This is a genomic window from Paenibacillus sp. FSL R5-0636, assembly GCF_037974255.1.
GTDB lineage: Bacteria > Bacillota > Bacilli > Paenibacillales > Paenibacillaceae > Paenibacillus_AQ > Paenibacillus_AQ odorifer.
This window is the reverse complement of the sequence record NZ_CP150232.1, coordinates 5016958-5033102: the sequence shown is the minus strand read 5'-3', so window position 1 is coordinate 5033102 and position 16145 is coordinate 5016958. Positions and strand designations below refer to the sequence as shown.

At 44.2% G+C, this 16145-nt stretch carries 15 protein-coding genes and 1 riboswitch; of the genes, 11 read left to right on the top strand and 4 right to left on the bottom strand.

All coding sequences use genetic code 11. The annotated features are described in order from the left end of the window. Positions 1-31 precede the first annotated feature (31 nt). A riboswitch (cobalamin riboswitch) is annotated at positions 32-238 on the top strand. 154 nt (positions 239-392) lie between these two features. After that, the gene (metE, locus tag MKX34_RS22955) at positions 393-2696 is read left to right on the top strand and encodes a 5-methyltetrahydropteroyltriglutamate--homocysteine S-methyltransferase (RefSeq protein WP_076146761.1); all 2304 of its coding nucleotides are present in this window, start codon (positions 393-395) and stop codon (positions 2694-2696) included. Positions 2697-2842: 146 nt separating this feature from the next. On the opposite strand, the gene MKX34_RS22950 is transcribed toward metE, so the two are convergent. After that, complete coding sequence (locus MKX34_RS22950) at positions 2843-2995, bottom strand: DUF1540 domain-containing protein (RefSeq protein WP_076098619.1); 153 nt, start codon at positions 2993-2995, stop codon at positions 2843-2845. Between the two features lie 428 nt (positions 2996-3423). Here MKX34_RS22950 and MKX34_RS22945 point away from each other — a divergent pair, with 428 nt between their 5' ends. Then, positions 3424-4539 (top strand): DUF4349 domain-containing protein, encoded by a 1116-nt coding sequence (locus tag MKX34_RS22945; protein ID WP_076146763.1) that lies wholly within the window; start codon positions 3424-3426, stop codon positions 4537-4539. A gap of 91 nt (positions 4540-4630) precedes the next feature. Here MKX34_RS22945 and msrA read toward each other — a convergent pair whose 3' ends face one another. Beyond that, positions 4631-5617 carry a peptide-methionine (S)-S-oxide reductase MsrA gene (gene msrA, locus MKX34_RS22940; RefSeq protein WP_036682967.1) on the bottom strand — a complete coding sequence of 329 codons (987 nt, stop codon included), beginning with the start codon at positions 5615-5617 and terminating at the stop codon, positions 4631-4633. Between the two features lie 102 nt (positions 5618-5719). Beyond that, positions 5720-6337: a VTT domain-containing protein gene (locus tag MKX34_RS22935; RefSeq protein WP_036682965.1), complete on the bottom strand. Its 618-nt coding sequence runs from the start codon at positions 6335-6337 to the stop codon at positions 5720-5722. 163 nt (positions 6338-6500) lie between these two features. Here MKX34_RS22935 and MKX34_RS22930 point away from each other — a divergent pair, with 163 nt between their 5' ends. From MKX34_RS22930 to MKX34_RS22890, 9 genes are all read left to right on the top strand, one after another. Continuing rightward, positions 6501-7436, top strand: coding sequence for a Gfo/Idh/MocA family oxidoreductase (locus MKX34_RS22930; RefSeq protein WP_036682963.1), 936 nt, complete (start codon positions 6501-6503; stop codon positions 7434-7436). 23 nt (positions 7437-7459) lie between these two features. Further along, positions 7460-7783, top strand: a complete 324-nt coding sequence (locus MKX34_RS22925; RefSeq protein WP_036682960.1) for a hypothetical protein — start codon at positions 7460-7462, stop codon at positions 7781-7783. Between the two features lie 124 nt (positions 7784-7907). Further along, positions 7908-8225 (top strand): helix-turn-helix domain-containing protein, encoded by a 318-nt coding sequence (locus MKX34_RS22920; protein WP_036682958.1) that lies wholly within the window; start codon positions 7908-7910, stop codon positions 8223-8225. Between the two features lie 211 nt (positions 8226-8436). After that, on the top strand, positions 8437-9162 hold the full coding sequence (locus MKX34_RS22915; protein ID WP_076098623.1) for a hypothetical protein: 726 nt from the start codon (positions 8437-8439) through the stop codon (positions 9160-9162). Positions 9163-9459: 297 nt separating this feature from the next. Next, a complete protein-coding gene (gene ric, locus MKX34_RS22910; protein ID WP_076297330.1) occupies positions 9460-10155 on the top strand; it encodes an iron-sulfur cluster repair di-iron protein in 696 nt (231 codons plus the stop codon). Between the two features lie 165 nt (positions 10156-10320). Next, positions 10321-11016, top strand: coding sequence for a hypothetical protein (locus tag MKX34_RS22905; RefSeq protein WP_339203491.1), 696 nt, complete (start codon positions 10321-10323; stop codon positions 11014-11016). A 231-nt stretch (positions 11017-11247) separates the two neighbouring features. Continuing rightward, the gene (gene nirB, locus MKX34_RS22900) at positions 11248-13671 is read left to right on the top strand and encodes a nitrite reductase large subunit NirB (RefSeq protein WP_076297327.1); all 2424 of its coding nucleotides are present in this window, start codon (positions 11248-11250) and stop codon (positions 13669-13671) included. A 32-nt stretch (positions 13672-13703) separates the two neighbouring features. Next, complete coding sequence (nirD, locus tag MKX34_RS22895) at positions 13704-14024, top strand: nitrite reductase small subunit NirD (protein WP_076104367.1); 321 nt, start codon at positions 13704-13706, stop codon at positions 14022-14024. A 52-nt stretch (positions 14025-14076) separates the two neighbouring features. Continuing rightward, positions 14077-14868: a formate/nitrite transporter family protein gene (locus tag MKX34_RS22890; protein ID WP_036682946.1), complete on the top strand. Its 792-nt coding sequence runs from the start codon at positions 14077-14079 to the stop codon at positions 14866-14868. Positions 14869-15046: 178 nt separating this feature from the next. On the opposite strand, the gene MKX34_RS22885 is transcribed toward MKX34_RS22890, so the two are convergent. Continuing rightward, complete coding sequence (locus MKX34_RS22885) at positions 15047-15772, bottom strand: Crp/Fnr family transcriptional regulator (RefSeq protein WP_036682945.1); 726 nt, start codon at positions 15770-15772, stop codon at positions 15047-15049. Positions 15773-16145 lie beyond the last annotated feature (373 nt).

Genomic DNA, 16145 nt, shown 5'->3' with positions numbered 1-16145 from the left:
ATGATGACATCAGATTAAGACACTCAAATGATGAATGATATCGGAGACAGGTGCTGACCGGAAAATAGTAATTCGGTAGGCTTAATAGGGAAATTCGGTTCGAAGCCGATGCGGTCCCGCCACTGTAACGGAAGAATCTCGAGCAACAGAGGTCACTGGCAATTTACTACTGCTGGGAAGACTGCTCAAGATGTTGACGCCGCTAGCCAGGAGACCTGCCTGTTTCAACAGCACTGCTTCACCTACGGAAGATAGGGAGGTGTTAGACGTTAACCATGGGTATATCATGGGCGTCTTTCCCTTTGACTTTTTTAGGGAAGGGCGCTCTTTTTTATAGGAAAGCAAGTAGTTTTGGAGTTTGAAATAAGAGATTGAAGAGGGAGTGTATCGAAATGACGAATAAGGTAAAAGTAAGCAATCTTGGATATCCGAGAATCGGAAAGAACCGCGAATGGAAAAAGGCACTGGAGGCATTCTGGCAGGGGAAAATAAATGAGGAGCAATTCCGCTCCGAAATGGCAGCAATCCAGCTGCAGCATTTGAAGACCCAGCAAGAAGCAGGAATTGAGCTTATTCCGGTAAATGATTTTACATTTTATGATCATGTGTTGGATGCGGCTGTTATGTTTGGAATCGTACCTCCACGGTATGCGTATGATGGCGGCGACATCGGGCTTGATCTTTATTTTGCAATGGCCCGTGGTAATGCTGAGGCTACTGCCTGCGAGATGACCAAATGGTTCAATACGAACTATCACTATATCGTTCCAGAGATCGGCACACAAACACCACGCCTGACTGAAAACAAACCTCTAGCGGCTTATCGTTTTGCTAAATCGCAGGCAGGGATTGAAGGTAAACCGGTACTTTTAGGTCTGTATTCCTTCCTTAAGCTGTCCAAAGGTTACGCAGCGGCAGATATCGCCAAGATTGCTGCACGTTTTGTTCCAGTCTATGTTCAACTGCTACAGGAACTGAAGCAAGAAGGGGTAAGCTGGGTACAAATCGATGAGCCAGCGATTGTTACAGGCATAAGTAAAGAAGAATTAACACTGCTTAACTCGATATACACAGACATTGCCGGCTCCGTGCCGGGCTTGAATATTATTTTACAGACGTATTTTGAAGCTGCTGAGCCGCTGGAGGCACTGCTAGAGCTGCCTGTTCAAGGCTTGGGTCTTGACTTTGTGCACGATGGTGGAACGAATCTGGCTTCCATCGAACGTCTTGGCTGGCCGAAGGACAAATGGCTGGGTGCCGGAATTATTGATGGACGGAACATTTGGCGTTCCGATTTAGACGCCAAGCTGCAACTGGTAGAAAAGCTCAGCGTTCATGTACCGCTTGATCGTCTTATTCTTCAGCCTTCTTGCAGTCTGCTGCATGTCCCAGTCACCGTTCAAGGTGAAGTGAAGCTGAAGGCGACAGTTAAGAATGCGTTAGCCTTTGCCGATGAGAAGCTTAAAGAGCTTAGTCTGCTCGGAGCAGCCATCGCAGATAAAGGAGAAGCTTCTCAAGCAGCGCTGGCCGCTAGTCGTGAAGCTATTGCAGCGTTCCGCGCACTACCTGAGCGTGGCCGTAAGGATGTGGCGGAGCAAGTGCTTGCACTTGCAGCTCTACCAGACCAACGCAGTCTGCCTTTTGCTGAGCGCTTAAAGGTGCAGCAAGAGAAATGGCAGCTTCCACTTCTGCCAACCACTACAATTGGTAGCTTTCCGCAGACAGTCGAAGTGCGCCAGGCGAGATTGAAATGGCGTAAAGGGGTCTGGAATCAGGAGCGTTATGATGGATTTGTTCGTGAGCAGATCGCGGATGCAATTACCTTCCAAGAAAAGCTAGGTCTGGATGTTCTGGTCCACGGCGAGTTCGAGCGTACAGATATGGTGGAGTTTTTCGGAGAAAAGCTGGATGGATACTTGTTTACTAGTAATGGCTGGGTTCAATCCTACGGTTCCCGTTGCGTTAAGCCGCCGGTGATCTACGCGGATATTGCATTTATACAGCCTATGACTGTTAAAGAAAGCGTCTATGCACAATCGTTGACGAAGCTTCCGGTTAAAGGAATGTTGACGGGCCCTGTTACTATCCTCAATTGGTCATTTGTACGTGATGATCTCAGCCGGGAAGAGGTAGCCAATCAAATTGCTCTTGCCCTTCGCCATGAAGTAAAAGCGTTGGAAGATGCAGGCATCGAAATGATTCAAGTGGATGAGCCGGCTATTCGTGAAGGACTTCCGCTAAAGGCAGAAGACCGTGAGCATTACCTGAACTGGGCAGTGAAGTCGTTCCGTGTTGCCACGAACCATGTGAAGGCTACGACACAAATTCATACGCATATGTGCTATAGCGAATTTAATGACATGATCGATTCAATATCGGCTATGGATGCTGATGTAATCTCCATTGAGACTTCACGTAGCCATGGTGAGCTGATTATCAGCTTTGAGGAGCAGGCCTATGATAAAGGAATCGGTCTTGGAGTGTACGACATCCATAGCCCGCGGGTTCCAGCTGTCGAAGAAATGACTGCGAATATCGATCGTGCGCTGCGGGTGCTTGACCCTGAACAGTTCTGGATTAATCCGGATTGCGGTCTGAAAACGCGTGGCTGGCAGGAGACAGAGGATGCACTACGTAACATGGTAAGAGCTGCTGCTATTGCGAGGGAAAAGACAGGGGTTATTGCTTCTAAATAGACTTAAATAAATTAGAGCCAGGGTAATTTACCCTGGCTTTTTAGTTCAATTATTTTTTTGTAATCAGCTACTTGATAATAATTCTCAATCTTGTTAGAATGAAAAAGAAAAAGAAGGAACCGTGGAGGGTCCCTTTAGGCATTTACTTATTTACTTTCGAAAGTTTTGCAATCTGTTTCTTCTGCGCGTTTTGGTTCTTGGGAGCTGTGGAAAGCTACGAAGATCGATTCAGCGCTGCATTTGTTCTCTTCTGCCCAGTGGGTGCAGGAGTTAACTTCACAAACTACGTCTTTTGCCATGAGGGTTCACCTCCCCTTTTAGTAATTGACAGTATCATTCAAAGAACGGCTCTGTTCAGCAAGGTGGAGCTTGTCTCAGCAAAGCCGTGTCACGCCCTCATTCATTATGAATAGAGGGTATTTGGATTTTTTTACTAGGTTAGACGTGGTAATTGTACCAAATAATGAGTTTGTAAGCAAATGAGTTCTTTAACTTTCAGGACCCCTCCCACATAAAAAACATGTCCAATAAGAGCCGCAGAAATGCGGCTTTTTGTGTATTTAAACAAGAAAAACCAAAAGAAATTTACCGAAATTCCATATTCCAGTGCAACCTTCCAAGTTTTGGGGCGTCAAAGAAATGAGAGACGGAAGAGATCTGTATAGAACATGACATTCCGTAACGTTACAATGCTAGGGATTACCACTACATTTTTGGAGGAATGAGAATGCGCAAATGGGGTCTGCATTACTTATGTTTATTAATTCTTGCGGTGGTATTGGCAGGTTGTGGCTCGGGTGATAACAATTCGGCAGCTGACAAATTAGCTAGTGACGGCGGAAATACGAGTAATTCTGCTGCAGCAACAACTGAGCAATCTTCAAAAGCTACATTAGCGGATAAGAACACCTCAGCAGAGGCTGAGACAGCAGCGGGAGGCAACGAAGCCCCAGTTGAAAAAGGTTTGACATCAGAGAACACGGATCAAGCAAACGCGGGATTCACGGGCAGTGATGTCGTGGAAGGATTGAACAAGAAGCTTATCTATCATGCCAATCTGACTATGGAAGTAGAAGACTACGGTAAAGCTCAGACTGAAATTCGAAACATGGTAACGATGGCTAAAGGATATATTATAGAGTTTAACGAGAACATGTCGCAATATGAGCAAGGGGGGACGTTTATCCTTAAGGTGCCAGCCTCCGGATTCTCTCCTTTTCTGAATAATTTGGAAAAAGTAAAACACGAATCGCTACAGCGCAGCATTCAAGGTCAGGATGTCTCGGAGGAGTATGTTGATCTAGAGTCGCGTCTGAAGGCAAAGCAGTTAATGGAAGCTCAATATACTGAGTTTATGAAAAAAGCAACGAAATCAAGTGATCTGGTCGCCTTTGCAAACGAGCTTGGTTCGATTCAAGAAACGATTGAGCAGATCAAAGGCAGAATGCGATATATAGATCAGAACGTATCCTTTTCAACGGTAGAGCTTAGAGTGTATCAGACGGATGAGAGTTTAGCGGTGAAGGAAAAGGCAGAGCAAGGTCCATTGCTGGAACGCGCATCAGATGCTTTAAAAGGAAGCCTGAACGCACTATCTGTTATGTTTCAGTGGATTTTTGTAATTCTTGCAGGCGCATTGCCGATTCTAATCGGTGTGGGCATTATTTTAGCCATCGTTTGGTTTGCCCGCAAAAATATCCGCGTACGACGGGAGCAGCAGACCCAGCGGATACGGCAGGGAAATCGGGAGCTGAACAAGGAGGTACTCCCTGCACCAGCAGAGCCAAAGGTGACAACCTCAATAAAGGATAAGAAAGCGAACGAGGACGAGAATAAAGAATAAGCTCCTATGAATTAAAAAGCCTCCAATTCATGGTATACCGTGAATTGGAGGCTTTTCTATAAGACAGTACAGTTTCGCACGTTATCGAAGATTAGGCAGGCTGGAAGAGTACACGATACTCGCCATAGCCCTCTTTCTCCAGATCCTCTTTCGGTATAAATCGCAGTGCCGCTGAATTAATGCAGTAGCGCAGGCCGTTTTCCCCTGGACCATCGTCGAAGACATGACCTAGATGGGAATCTGCTACTTTGCTGCGCACTTCTGTGCGAACCATCAAATGGCTGAGGTCCGTCTTTTCCTTCACGGCGTAATCGCGGATTGGACGTGTAAAGCTGGGCCAGCCACAACCGGAATCGTATTTATCCTGCGAACTGAATAATGCTTCACCAGATACGATATCTACATAAATGCCTTCTCCGTGGTGATCCCAAAAATCATTTCGGAAAGGTGACTCTGTAGCGCTATTCTGAGTGACTTCATATTGAAGTGGCGTCAGACGTTCTTTCAAGCTTAGTTTATCTTCTTTATGTGTCCAGTGGGTTTCGATAAAATCCTCTCGGCCGGAACCCTTACGGTAACGTTTGTAGTGGCCCGGGTTCTTACGATGGTAGCCCTGATGATATTCTTCGGCAGGATAGAAGGTTGCTGCCGGGAGGATCGGGGTAACAATCGGGTTAGCGAATCGTCCGCTTTCTTGCAAAGCTGCCTTGGAAGCCTCTGCTTGTTGCTTTTGCTCTTCAGAATGGGTGAAGATAGCCGTTCCGTAAGAGGTGCCGCGATCATGGAATTGTCCACCCGCATCGGTTGGGTCAATTTGCTGCCAGAATAACTCAAGCAGCTTGCTATAAGGGAAAATTTCTGGGTTGAACGTAATTTGTACCGCTTCAACATGTCCTGTGGTTTCGGAGCATACCTCTTCATAGGTAGGATTCACTGTATGCCCGCCAGTATAGCCGGAGACGACACTAATAATGCCTGGCAATTCCTCGAACGGCGAGACCATGCACCAGAAGCATCCACCTGCAAAGGTTGCTTTTTCCGCCTTGGAATTTATATGGTTAGTCTGATGTTCACTCATTAATATCCCTCCATTCATGTAATGCAATTAAATAGATCACAATCTAATTATAAAGCAAATAACCACAGCCTGCCAGCTTCCGCCAAATAAGCTCTCTGTTACCTAGTGTTTTTTTACTTCCTGTGAACTGTAACGAAAGCTTAGTCCGGCTATAATAAGCACAATGGCATAAACAACGATGGCTATAATCGCATTTCCAGGGTTCTGGAACAGTTGATCCCCAAGGAAGGCATACAAGGCGATGCCTGGGATTTTTCCAATAGCTGAGGCAGCTAGATAACTCCAGAAGGGCAGCCCGGCTGCTCCGGCATAGATGTTAACTGCGGTCTGCGGGATAATCGGCAAGAGACGTGCTAAGACAATAGAAGCAAAGGGCCGCCGTTCTATGCCTTTTGTGAATTTTTCAAGTAGGGGAATAGAAGTCAGATAAGCTCTCGCTTGATCTTGAAATAAGAACTTCACTACGCCGAAAAGGAATGCGGCAGCAAGGGTTGTAGCTACCCAGCAAATTAAAGCACCAGCCAAACTTCCGTATGCATAACCAAAAAATCCGATGACCGCTTTGTACGGTACAACTGGAAAGAGAGCCAGTAAAGTTGCGATCCCTATAGAGCCAAAAAGATTATGATCCTCTTTCATCCAGCTAAGGATGTCATATCTGTAGATAAACGCAAGGATTGTGCCCGAAACATAAAGAATAATCGAGAACCATTTTCTCATAGCTAATATACCCTTTCTTCCACTCATTCATCTCATCATACGGGATAAAAAGTAAATATTGAAGTGAAGATCATTGTCGGCGAACGCCAAGCAGGTATAATAGCATTTATAGAGAACAAAGAGAGAGATAAATTCTTGAATTATAAAGAGGGGAGTTAGATCAGTGATCGTTTCTGTACGCAAAAGAGTCGCCATCATCGGGATTGGCAATATCGCCCGCAAAGTATATTTGCCACTGCTCTCTCAGCATGGACAAGTTGAGGTAGTGGGGGTTCTCAGTCACTCATCCACAACAGTAGAGCAAGCTGTTAATGCCTATCGCTTTCCTAAAGGTACGACAAATTTAGACGAGCTGTTGTCTTGGGATCTGGATGCAGTATTTGTGCATAGCCCAACGACGACCCATTATGATATAGTAACAAAATGTCTCGAACAGGGGATTTCGGTGTATGTAGATAAGCCGCTGTCCTATGATCTGGAAGAATCCAGAAGGATGGCAGAGCTGGCAGAAAATAAAGGGCTGCTGCTAGGAGTGGGCTTTAATCGGCGTTTTGCCCCAATGTATGTCACCGCCAAGAGTTGGCTCGAGGAAGCTGGAGGCATTAGCCATTGTCACGCGATTAAACATCGCACGAAGCTGCAGTTAGGCAGCAGCCGTGAGACTGTACATGACGACTTGATTCATATGCTTGATCTGCTGTTATGGTTATGTGGAGATCAGTATGAGCTGCTTCGCAGTAATCTTCAATCCAATGGAGAGGGGCGACTTGTCCAGGCATCTGGAATGCTGGGTTGGGAGCAAGGCTCAGTGGGGATGTATAGTATGGTTCGTGAGGCTGGTGTTGATTTGGAGAAGCTGGAGCTGCACGGTAATGGCCGTTCGGTGGAAGTGGCAGATCTGGACCAAGCCATCCTATATGAAAAAAATGCTTTGCCACGGACCCAGAGCTTTGGAAGCTGGGATACGGTGCTGGATAGAAGAGGTTTCGGTGGAGTGGTAGATCATTTCCTGAACAATATAAATACACCAGAGTTATGCAGTATTGCTGCTTCAGCAGTTCTGCCTAGTCATAGATTGGCAGCTCAGCTTGCTGAATGAGGTCTCTAAGAAAGGAGTAAAATATGGAAGACAACCGTAAATTAGTGGAGGAACAAATCATCGAAAGCTATAAGCGGGAGGAAGAGATGATGATCCTTGTATTCGCCCAGTGGTGCGTGAATCAAGGACTCGACCCGCACAGTTTATATTTGCAGGCTTATCCACAGCAAGAAGGGAATGAAGCCTTGCGAAAAGCGCTTGCCCTAACGGTTTCTGCGGAGGAAGCAGGGGATATTTCCGATGACACAGTTCTCGGCGTACTCTCCTTATTCGGAAATGATGACTTGGCGCAAATCGTGACAGAAGCGATTGCTCAAAGGGAATCTAAAGCACATACAGGGGATTGACAACGAGGATATAATGATAATGTCAGATGAACTTTTTTTAGTAAACGATGTTCATCAGGGATGAAATGTGTTAATATTATATATACTAACTAATAGTAAGTTTCGCTAGTGAGAGGTGAGAACAATGGAAGAACATCAAATTTCGATGTGTCCCAGATTTGAGACAGCCTTCTCTTTCTTAGGCAAACGTTGGAATGGACTTATTATTCAGACATTGATGAGTGGACCGAAGCGGTTTAAAGATATTTCCGGCCTCATTCCTTCAATGAGCGATAAGATGCTGTCCGAGCGGATGAAGGATTTGGAAGGTGAGGGTATCCTGGTTAGACATGTATACCCGGAAACACCTGTACGTATTGAATATGAACTAACAGACAAAGGCCGTGCTCTGGAGCCTGTTATGCAGCAGATTCAGTCTTGGGCTGAGAGCTGGGTAGAGTAGAAATCAAAGTCGTGTTGTGGCCCTTTTTCCTGAAGAACGGAGGAGGGCTTTTCAATTTTTAAATAAAAACCTTGCACAGATCGAAAAAATCTGTAATATAATAGAAAAAACGTTGTATGTTCCTTGAATGGAAACGCTTGCAATATTGGTTTTTGCTCAAATCTACTCAGCTGGAGTACAGGCATAGCAAAACTATTAGGAGGCGAGGGAGATGAAGACCACCCTGTTTTCCCGGGAAATAACGTATGGAAAAAAGGATGTTGCTGAGCTGGAGAACGCTTCGATCAAAGTACAGCTCATCTATGACAAGACGTTGTTCATGCTGCATAGCCATCTTCCAGATTCCTTATGGGATGCGTGGATTGGTGTGCCTTACAGCATTATCTCTTCACTCTACAAAGGCAACAATGATAGCGGAACTATTTTTCAAAAATGGATTCAAAGTCCTTCTGGCTGGAAATGTATCGGTTGTGAACGGCATTGCCTGGAGTCGACGGAACCTCTTCAAGAAGTGAATATGGCAGGTAATCAACGACAATATAAGTTTCATAATGGCATTCGCCAGAGCATGGTGCTACAAGCCTTAATTTGGTCCATGTACGAGAATACCGTATTATTTAAACCCTTTTTAGGGGATGAGCCTTTTTTTGATGAAGATGATTTGCATACGATATCCTCTTATTTCGTGCCAACTTATCTTAACGATCTACGTCTACTGGAGCAGTCTAAGCCTTGTAAAGAGTACAAAGATCAGAATATACAGATTTATCAGGAATGGATATCCGCCCCTGACCTTGTCCTCAAATGGAATGGTGGCCTGACAGAAGGCAGATGGATGACCGGTGTTTATATGGATCACTCCCGCTTTGCTGGTTTAGGACCTTATTTAAAGGACGCAAAGGGTAAGCGAACGTATATGCAGGCTTATGTTCAATAAAAGATACAGATTTGGTGTGACCGAATAGATAAATGTAAGACAAATAACATTACTGTTGCCCGTGTGGTAAACAAAAGACAGGTCGATTGTGGGGATTTATCTCCATGATTGACCTTTTTCGTTCAACAAAGAGATACAATTTTCGTGAGTACAATCACAAGTCAAAACTCCTTTCAGGGTTAAGGTGAACAGGTAGAAAAGATTTTTTCAGAACCTGATCACATATCCCGAGGAGGAACTATTATGGAAACTAAACAACCTAATGATAGAATTTCGGATTTACAGCATAAGCAATCGGTGCAACCTGGATTTACTCCAGATGCCCTGGTAAAAGATATTGTGCTGCAATTCCCAAAAGCTGCGGATTATTTCAAGTCTAAACGGATTGATTTCTGCTGTGGAGGCGCCAAACCTCTTGCTGAAGCAGCTGTAGAGCGTGGACTAGATCAAGAGATGATCATTAGTGATCTCAACAAGCTGTTCGAGGAATATCCGGTACCACAAGAAGAACTCGCATGGAACACAGCACCTTCTGCAGAGTTAATCGAGCATATCGTGAGTAAACATCACCATTACCTGCGGGAAGAGCTGCCCCTGATTAGCCAAAATGTAACTAAGGTATACCGGGTTCATGGCGGAGATTCACCTCATTTAGAAGAGTTATATAGCTTGTTTAATACACTTAAGGAAGATTTGCTTCAGCATACAGCTAAAGAAGAGGAAGACGAGTTTCCAAAATTATTAGCGTATGATGCCAATCCAAGTGAAGAAGGGCTGACCACACTTCGCGAGGCATTATTTGAACTTGAGAGTGAACATGACACAGCAGGCGATATATTGAGACAAATGCGCAAAATAACAGATGATTTCACCCCACCGGCTCATGCTTGTACAACCTATCGTTTGACTTATGCCCGGCTAGAGGAGCTGGAGAGCATGACTTTTGAACATGTTCATCTGGAGAATAATATATTGTTCCCTAGATTCCAGTAGAAAAAATGAGTTTTCAAAGAGTCCCTTAGGGGACTTTTTTTATATTTGAGAACAAAGCTTATTTACGTTATTCTTAAATAGACAGTATGCATAACTTACTACAAGCCTGAGACGCTGTGTGGTCATTAGGCGGGACAAGGCGGTGTCACTATGCCCACGAAATATATGTGGAGGTTGTTACTAGGATTAGTCATCGTACTCATAATGGGTGGATGTTCGACTCTTGCTGACGTTAATAATGAAGGGAATAATGGCTTAGCAGGATCAGACGGGCCTACGCTTTCGCTTATCGTTGCGGGAAATGACTTGCTGACCAACCCTTTGGACAAGCAGCTTAGCGAGAGCTACAGAAAAGGGATAACGATCTTTGACCTACTGAAAGGTAGTGGGAAGGCCACCTTTTCTGAGGATAACACAAGCATTCTAACGGTAAATAATATTTCACTCAGTCCAGGAATGAATTGGGAGCTGCAAATGGATGGGGAGACCATTGGATCTGAGGATTGGGGTCGAACCGTCGGGCATGAATCAAAATTAGTAATTACGGCGATGTCTAAGGAACAAGAGGAACCCCTTCAAATTGTGTTGTTGACCGTGAATGGCGGAAGTGAGCAAGTGAATTTGAATCATTCATATGTTATGGGATTTACTGAAGATTTAACAGTGAGAGGTTTGTTGAAGAACAGCAGTGTGGTGCAGTTGACCGAAGACAACAAAAAGGTGTTATCCATTGGTGATTATACTCCTCTTAGCAATGAAGTTTGGAAGATGAAGGTGAATGGGAAGCAACTGCTTGAGAATGGAATGGACATGAAGCTTAGAGTGCAGGATGAATTGGAGATTTTATTGGCTATACGTTAAAAAAAGTACATAAATGCCAGATCTACGGTTATTCAGAACCTGTGATCTGGCTTTTTTTATTAGAATTTAGAACCTAACAAAGTTGTCTTATTTTTTATGTGAAAATATTCACATTTAATGTGACTGTAATCACAATCTCTCTTAAATTTTGAAATGTATAATTTCATTATGTAGAAGATAAGTTGAAGCAAAGTTCAACAAGAACGGATAAGACTGAGGAGGCACCTAACTATGGCAGCGAAGAGAGAAAAATTAGTATTAGTCGGCAACGGTATGGCAGGCATAGGTACGCTAGAGCAAATATTGAAGCTAGGTGGAGCTTATGACATTACGGTCTTTGGAAGCGAACCTCACCCCAATTATAATCGGATCATGTTGTCCTATGTTCTCGAAGGCAGCAAAACCATCAATGATATCATCCTAAACGACTGGAACTGGTATGAAGATAACAACATTACCTTGCATACAGGAACAACAGTTACGCGAATTGACGAGCATTCCAAGCAAGTAATTGCGGATAACGGTATGGCTGTTTCTTACGATAAAGTGATTATTGCAACGGGTTCGAATTCATTTATTTTACCTGTACCTGGTTGTGATAAGGAAGGCGTAGTGGGTTTCCGGGATATTGCAGATTGTGATGCGATGCTAGCTGCGGCTAAACAATACAACAAAGCGGCGGTAATCGGCGGAGGCTTACTTGGATTGGAAGCGGCAAAGGGTCTTGTGAACCTTGGCATGGACGTTACTGTAGTGCATCTGATGGAAGATCTAATGGAGCGCCAGCTTGATCGTAATGCCTCCTCTATGTTGCAAGCTGAGCTAGAGCGTCAAGGCGTGAAATTTGCCATGGGCAAACAAACAGTAGAATTGACAGGGGAACAGAGAGTAAGTGGTTTACAATTTAGTGATGGCACTACACTTGCAGCTGATTTTGTAGTTATGGCTGTAGGCATCAAACCGAATATAACTGTGGCAAAAGAAAGCGGAATTGCTGTTAATCGTGGGATTGTAGTGGACGATTATTTGCAGACCTCTATGCAGAATGTATATTCCATTGGCGAATGTGCCGAACATCGCGGAGTTTGTTACGGATTAGTAGCGCCGCTCTTCGAGCAGGGTATGGTTCTAGCTAAACATCTCTGCGGAAGCGATACAAATCCATATGAAGGTTCTGTTGTCTCCACCAAATTAAAAATTTCCGGTGTGGATGTATTTTCTGCAGGTGAGTTTATGGATTCCCCTGAGCACACTGTAATCTCAAGCAAAGATGAATGGAAGCGAACCTATAAGAAAATTCTGCTCAAAGACAATGTCATTGTTGGTGCAGTCCTGTTCGGGGATGTGACGGAATCGGCTAACCTGCAAAAGTTAGTAAAACAAGGTGCTGTAATGACCGATGAGATTTATACAGAGGTCATGGGTACGGGCTGCTGCGGAAGCGGAGCCAAAAAGAGCACATCTGTAGAAGCTATGGCGGACGAAGAAATCGTTTGTGGCTGTAATGGGGTTACGAAAAAAGCGATTGTGGATGCGGTCATAGAAAATGGTTTTACTACTGTGGACGAGATCAAAGCATGTACAGGAGCGACGCGTTCTTGCGGAGGTTGTAAACCGGTTGTAGAACAAATTTTACAATTTGTCCTGGGTGATAGTTTTGAACAGTCTGCCAAGCAAGGTATCTGTAGCTGTACAACGCTTAGCCGGGATGAGATTGTTGCTGAGATTACAGCTAAAGGTCTTAGTACTACTAAAGAGGTTATGCATGTACTGGGTTGGAAACAAGAGGAAGGCTGCTCTATATGCCGTCCGGCGATTAACTATTATCTGGGGATGCTAAATCCGGATACACATCAAGATGAGAAGGAATCACGTTTTGTTAATGAACGTATGGGAGCCAATATTCAGAAAGACGGAACCTATACCGTTATTCCACGCATGTACGGCGGGGTAACGACACCAGAGGATTTGAAGAAAATCGCTGATGTCTCCCTTAAATATGATGTAAAAGTTGTGAAGGTGACTGGTGGGCAACGCCTGGATCTAATCGGGGTGAAAAAAGAGGATCTGCCGAAGGTATGGGAAGAGCTCGATATGCCATCAGGTTATGGTTATGCCAAATCGCTACGTACGGTTAAGACTTGTGTGGGTTCACAGTTCTGCCGTTTCGGTACACAGGATTCGCTGGGAATGGGCGCGCTCATAGAACGTAAGTATGAACGTCTTGATTTTCCTGCCAAGTTTAAAATAGCTGTCAACGGCTGCCCACGTAACTGTGCGGAATCCTGCACGAAGGATATTGGCATCGTCGGTAATGACGGCGGTTGGGAAGTGTTTATCGGTGGTAACGGTGGGATCAAACCACGGATTGCTGATTCCTTCTGCAAAATTAAGACCGATGAAGAGTTGATCGAAGTGTGCTCCGCTGTGATGCAATATTATCGTGAGACCGGTAATTATTTGGAGAGAACCTCCGAGTGGGTTGAGCGTATGGGACTTGAGCAGATTCAAATGGTCATTTTGAATAATGAAGATAACCGCAAAGAGCTGGCCGCACGGATTGACTTTGCTCTGACTCAGGTGACGGATCCTTGGAAAAAAATGCTCAATGACAGTAGCACTCGTACTGCGCTTTTTGAAGAAACAAGAGTCTAGCGGATATAACGCACACAGAAGGGGAGAGACCAATGAATAAGACCACACAAACGTATGCAATAGGCTCAGTACAGGATTTCCTGCTGCAGATTGGCCGTGTAGTGATTGCTGGAGATGTTGAACTGGCTGTATTTCGTGCCTCTGACGGAGCCATTTATGCAGTAGAGAATCGTAGTCCTCATCCTAAGGGTGGCCCGCTTGCGGAAGGGATCGTGTCAGGTCACTATCTGTACGATCCGCTGTACGATTGGAAAATCGATCTGCGCACGGGTGAGGTGCAGGCACCAGACCAAGGTAGTGTTGTGACTTATCCAGTCACACTGGACGGAGAGAAAGTTACAGTGAGCGTGTAGACACCGAAGAGTGTAGTAATAGATTTAATAGAAAACGGTGGGGTGGAGTATTATGTTTACGCAAAGTGTGGAGAGCATCGTAGAGACGGCAGTCAGTAAGCGGGACAAAATGAATGAAAGCTTGCCAAGATATTTTCTAGCAGCCCTGTTGGCAGGTGCTTATGTAGGCATTGGGATTATCCTTATTTTCTCTCTAGGAGCACCGCTAGCAGCTGCTAAATCTCCTTTCCAACCGCTTATTATGGGTACATCCTTCGGCATCGCCTTGACGCTTGTAGTATTTGCAGGCTCCGAGCTGTTTACCGGAAATAATATGTTTTTTACTGTAAGTACACTGGCAGGCAGAACCAGTATCTGGGATACCGTTAAGAACTGGATCCTTGTATTCATCGGGAATGTGGTGGGTGCAGTGATTTTAGCGCTTTTAATTCGTGGGACTGGGTTATTCAGTGCTGCGCCGCCAGAGCATTTGATCTTTACAGCCGCTGCTAAAAAAATGAGTCTCCCGTTCTCTGAGCTGTTTTTTCGTGGAATCCTATGTAACTGGCTGGTCTGTTTAGCGCTATGGATGTCCTCACGTGCTAAAAGTGAATCTGCTAAGCTAATTTTAATCTGGTGGTGTCTGTTCGCCTTTATCGCAAGCGGATATGAGCATAGTGTGGCTAATATGACTCTGCTTAGTGTTGCTGTGTTGCTTCCGAATCATCCGGAAACCATTACGATAGCTGGATGGCTGCATAATATGATCCCTGTAACTTTGGGGAATATCATTGGTGGGGGCGTATTTGTCGGCATGGCCTATTGGCTGATCTCACCAGTGCGTGGTACTCGCAATAACCGTTAAATCCATTTTTAATTAACTGTATTAGAGCTGAACCGATCTTGGGTTCAGCTCTTTTTTTGTTGAATATAAAAAAAAGACACCTACGTTAGGCGCCTTGGACCACTCTATTTTATATTATGCAGAATAATTGGGTCATGTATGTTTCATTGAGGTGAATAGAGGGTATATTATAACGGAATTAGATCCGGCAGATTTCGTTCGGACACAGTTCGCAGTGGCAAATTTCTTGCAGCATGCCAAGGTCCTTGATGACAATCATACCGTTCTCATACTCAACAGCATCTTTTTTACGCAGGTCGCTCAGCATCCGGTTAACACTTTCACGAGTGGCACCGATCATGTTGGACAAATCTGTATGCGTAATTTTTTTGTTGATAAGGATATTCTCACCATCGCTGCTCTTCTCACCATAGGTATTGCCAAGACGAATGAGCGTGGAGCATAGTGCACCAGGTTTGCCGTACATCATTAGATCACGGAATTTAGTTTGGGTGAGACGGTGATGAATACCCATCCATTTCATAAAGTCGATAGCAAAGTCACAATGTTGGCAGATGAGAATTTCTAGATCCTTTTGTTCGATGACGCCAACTTCACTTTCTTCAATCACTTCGGCTGTAAAGCTATGCTTAGTGCTGAAGAATGGATCTGCTTGACCTACCATATCGCCAGCTTGATACATATAAAGAATGAGTTCTTTACCTTCATCAGTAGATTTAGTTAATTTCACACGTCCACGTTTGATATAAAACAATTTATCCGAGTAGTCGCCTTCCCAGAATAGATGTGAACCCTCTGGAACTATGCGCTCTTTCATTGTAACTAGAAGTCTGTTGAAATTCTGTTCGGAGAAACAGTTTGTATTTCCGTGGGCTTCGATAACATTGTAATGTTCTTTTAGCATAATCGACATCCCCTTTATTCCCTCAGTTTTTCAGTAAATTTTAAATTAATTATACCTTGAAAATCCCTCGAATTGGTTATAAAAAATCGTTTAAAAGTGTCGAATTTTCAACATTGTGATAAATTTCACTTCTAAAGTGTTCGATGTAATATTCTTTTTAACTAAAAAAGAGTAAGTGATCTCACGTTTATGATATATGAACAGCGGCTATCCATTATTCTCAAATACTGGGTTAATCGCTGTTTTTTTGCGTCCCCGTTAGATTGTAACATATAACACAGTTGAAATTCATGTTAAAGAAATTAGTTTTATCTCAACTCCGTATAAATGCACACATCTTCATTACGGTCGGACATTGGCTCTATTGCTATGC

Bases quoted from the DNA above. Each gene is read 5' to 3' on its own strand.
- metE (WP_076146761.1), top strand. From the start codon at position 393: ATGACGAATAAGGTAAAAGTAAGCAATCTTGGATATCCGAGAATCGGA.
- MKX34_RS22950 (WP_076098619.1), bottom strand. From the start codon at position 2,995: ATGGCAAAAGACGTAGTTTGTGAAGTTAACTCCTGCACCCACTGGGCA.
- MKX34_RS22945 (WP_076146763.1), top strand. From the start codon at position 3,424: ATGCGCAAATGGGGTCTGCATTACTTATGTTTATTAATTCTTGCGGTG.
- msrA (WP_036682967.1), bottom strand. From the start codon at position 5,617: ATGAGTGAACATCAGACTAACCATATAAATTCCAAGGCGGAAAAAGCA.
- MKX34_RS22935 (WP_036682965.1), bottom strand. From the start codon at position 6,337: ATGAGAAAATGGTTCTCGATTATTCTTTATGTTTCGGGCACAATCCTT.
- MKX34_RS22925 (WP_036682960.1), top strand. From the start codon at position 7,460: ATGGAAGACAACCGTAAATTAGTGGAGGAACAAATCATCGAAAGCTAT.
- MKX34_RS22920 (WP_036682958.1), top strand. From the start codon at position 7,908: ATGGAAGAACATCAAATTTCGATGTGTCCCAGATTTGAGACAGCCTTC.
- MKX34_RS22915 (WP_076098623.1), top strand. From the start codon at position 8,437: ATGAAGACCACCCTGTTTTCCCGGGAAATAACGTATGGAAAAAAGGAT.
- MKX34_RS22905 (WP_339203491.1), top strand. From the start codon at position 10,321: ATGTGGAGGTTGTTACTAGGATTAGTCATCGTACTCATAATGGGTGGA.
- nirB (WP_076297327.1), top strand. From the start codon at position 11,248: ATGGCAGCGAAGAGAGAAAAATTAGTATTAGTCGGCAACGGTATGGCA.
- nirD (WP_076104367.1), top strand. From the start codon at position 13,704: ATGAATAAGACCACACAAACGTATGCAATAGGCTCAGTACAGGATTTC.
- MKX34_RS22890 (WP_036682946.1), top strand. From the start codon at position 14,077: ATGTTTACGCAAAGTGTGGAGAGCATCGTAGAGACGGCAGTCAGTAAG.
- MKX34_RS22885 (WP_036682945.1), bottom strand. From the start codon at position 15,772: ATGCTAAAAGAACATTACAATGTTATCGAAGCCCACGGAAATACAAAC.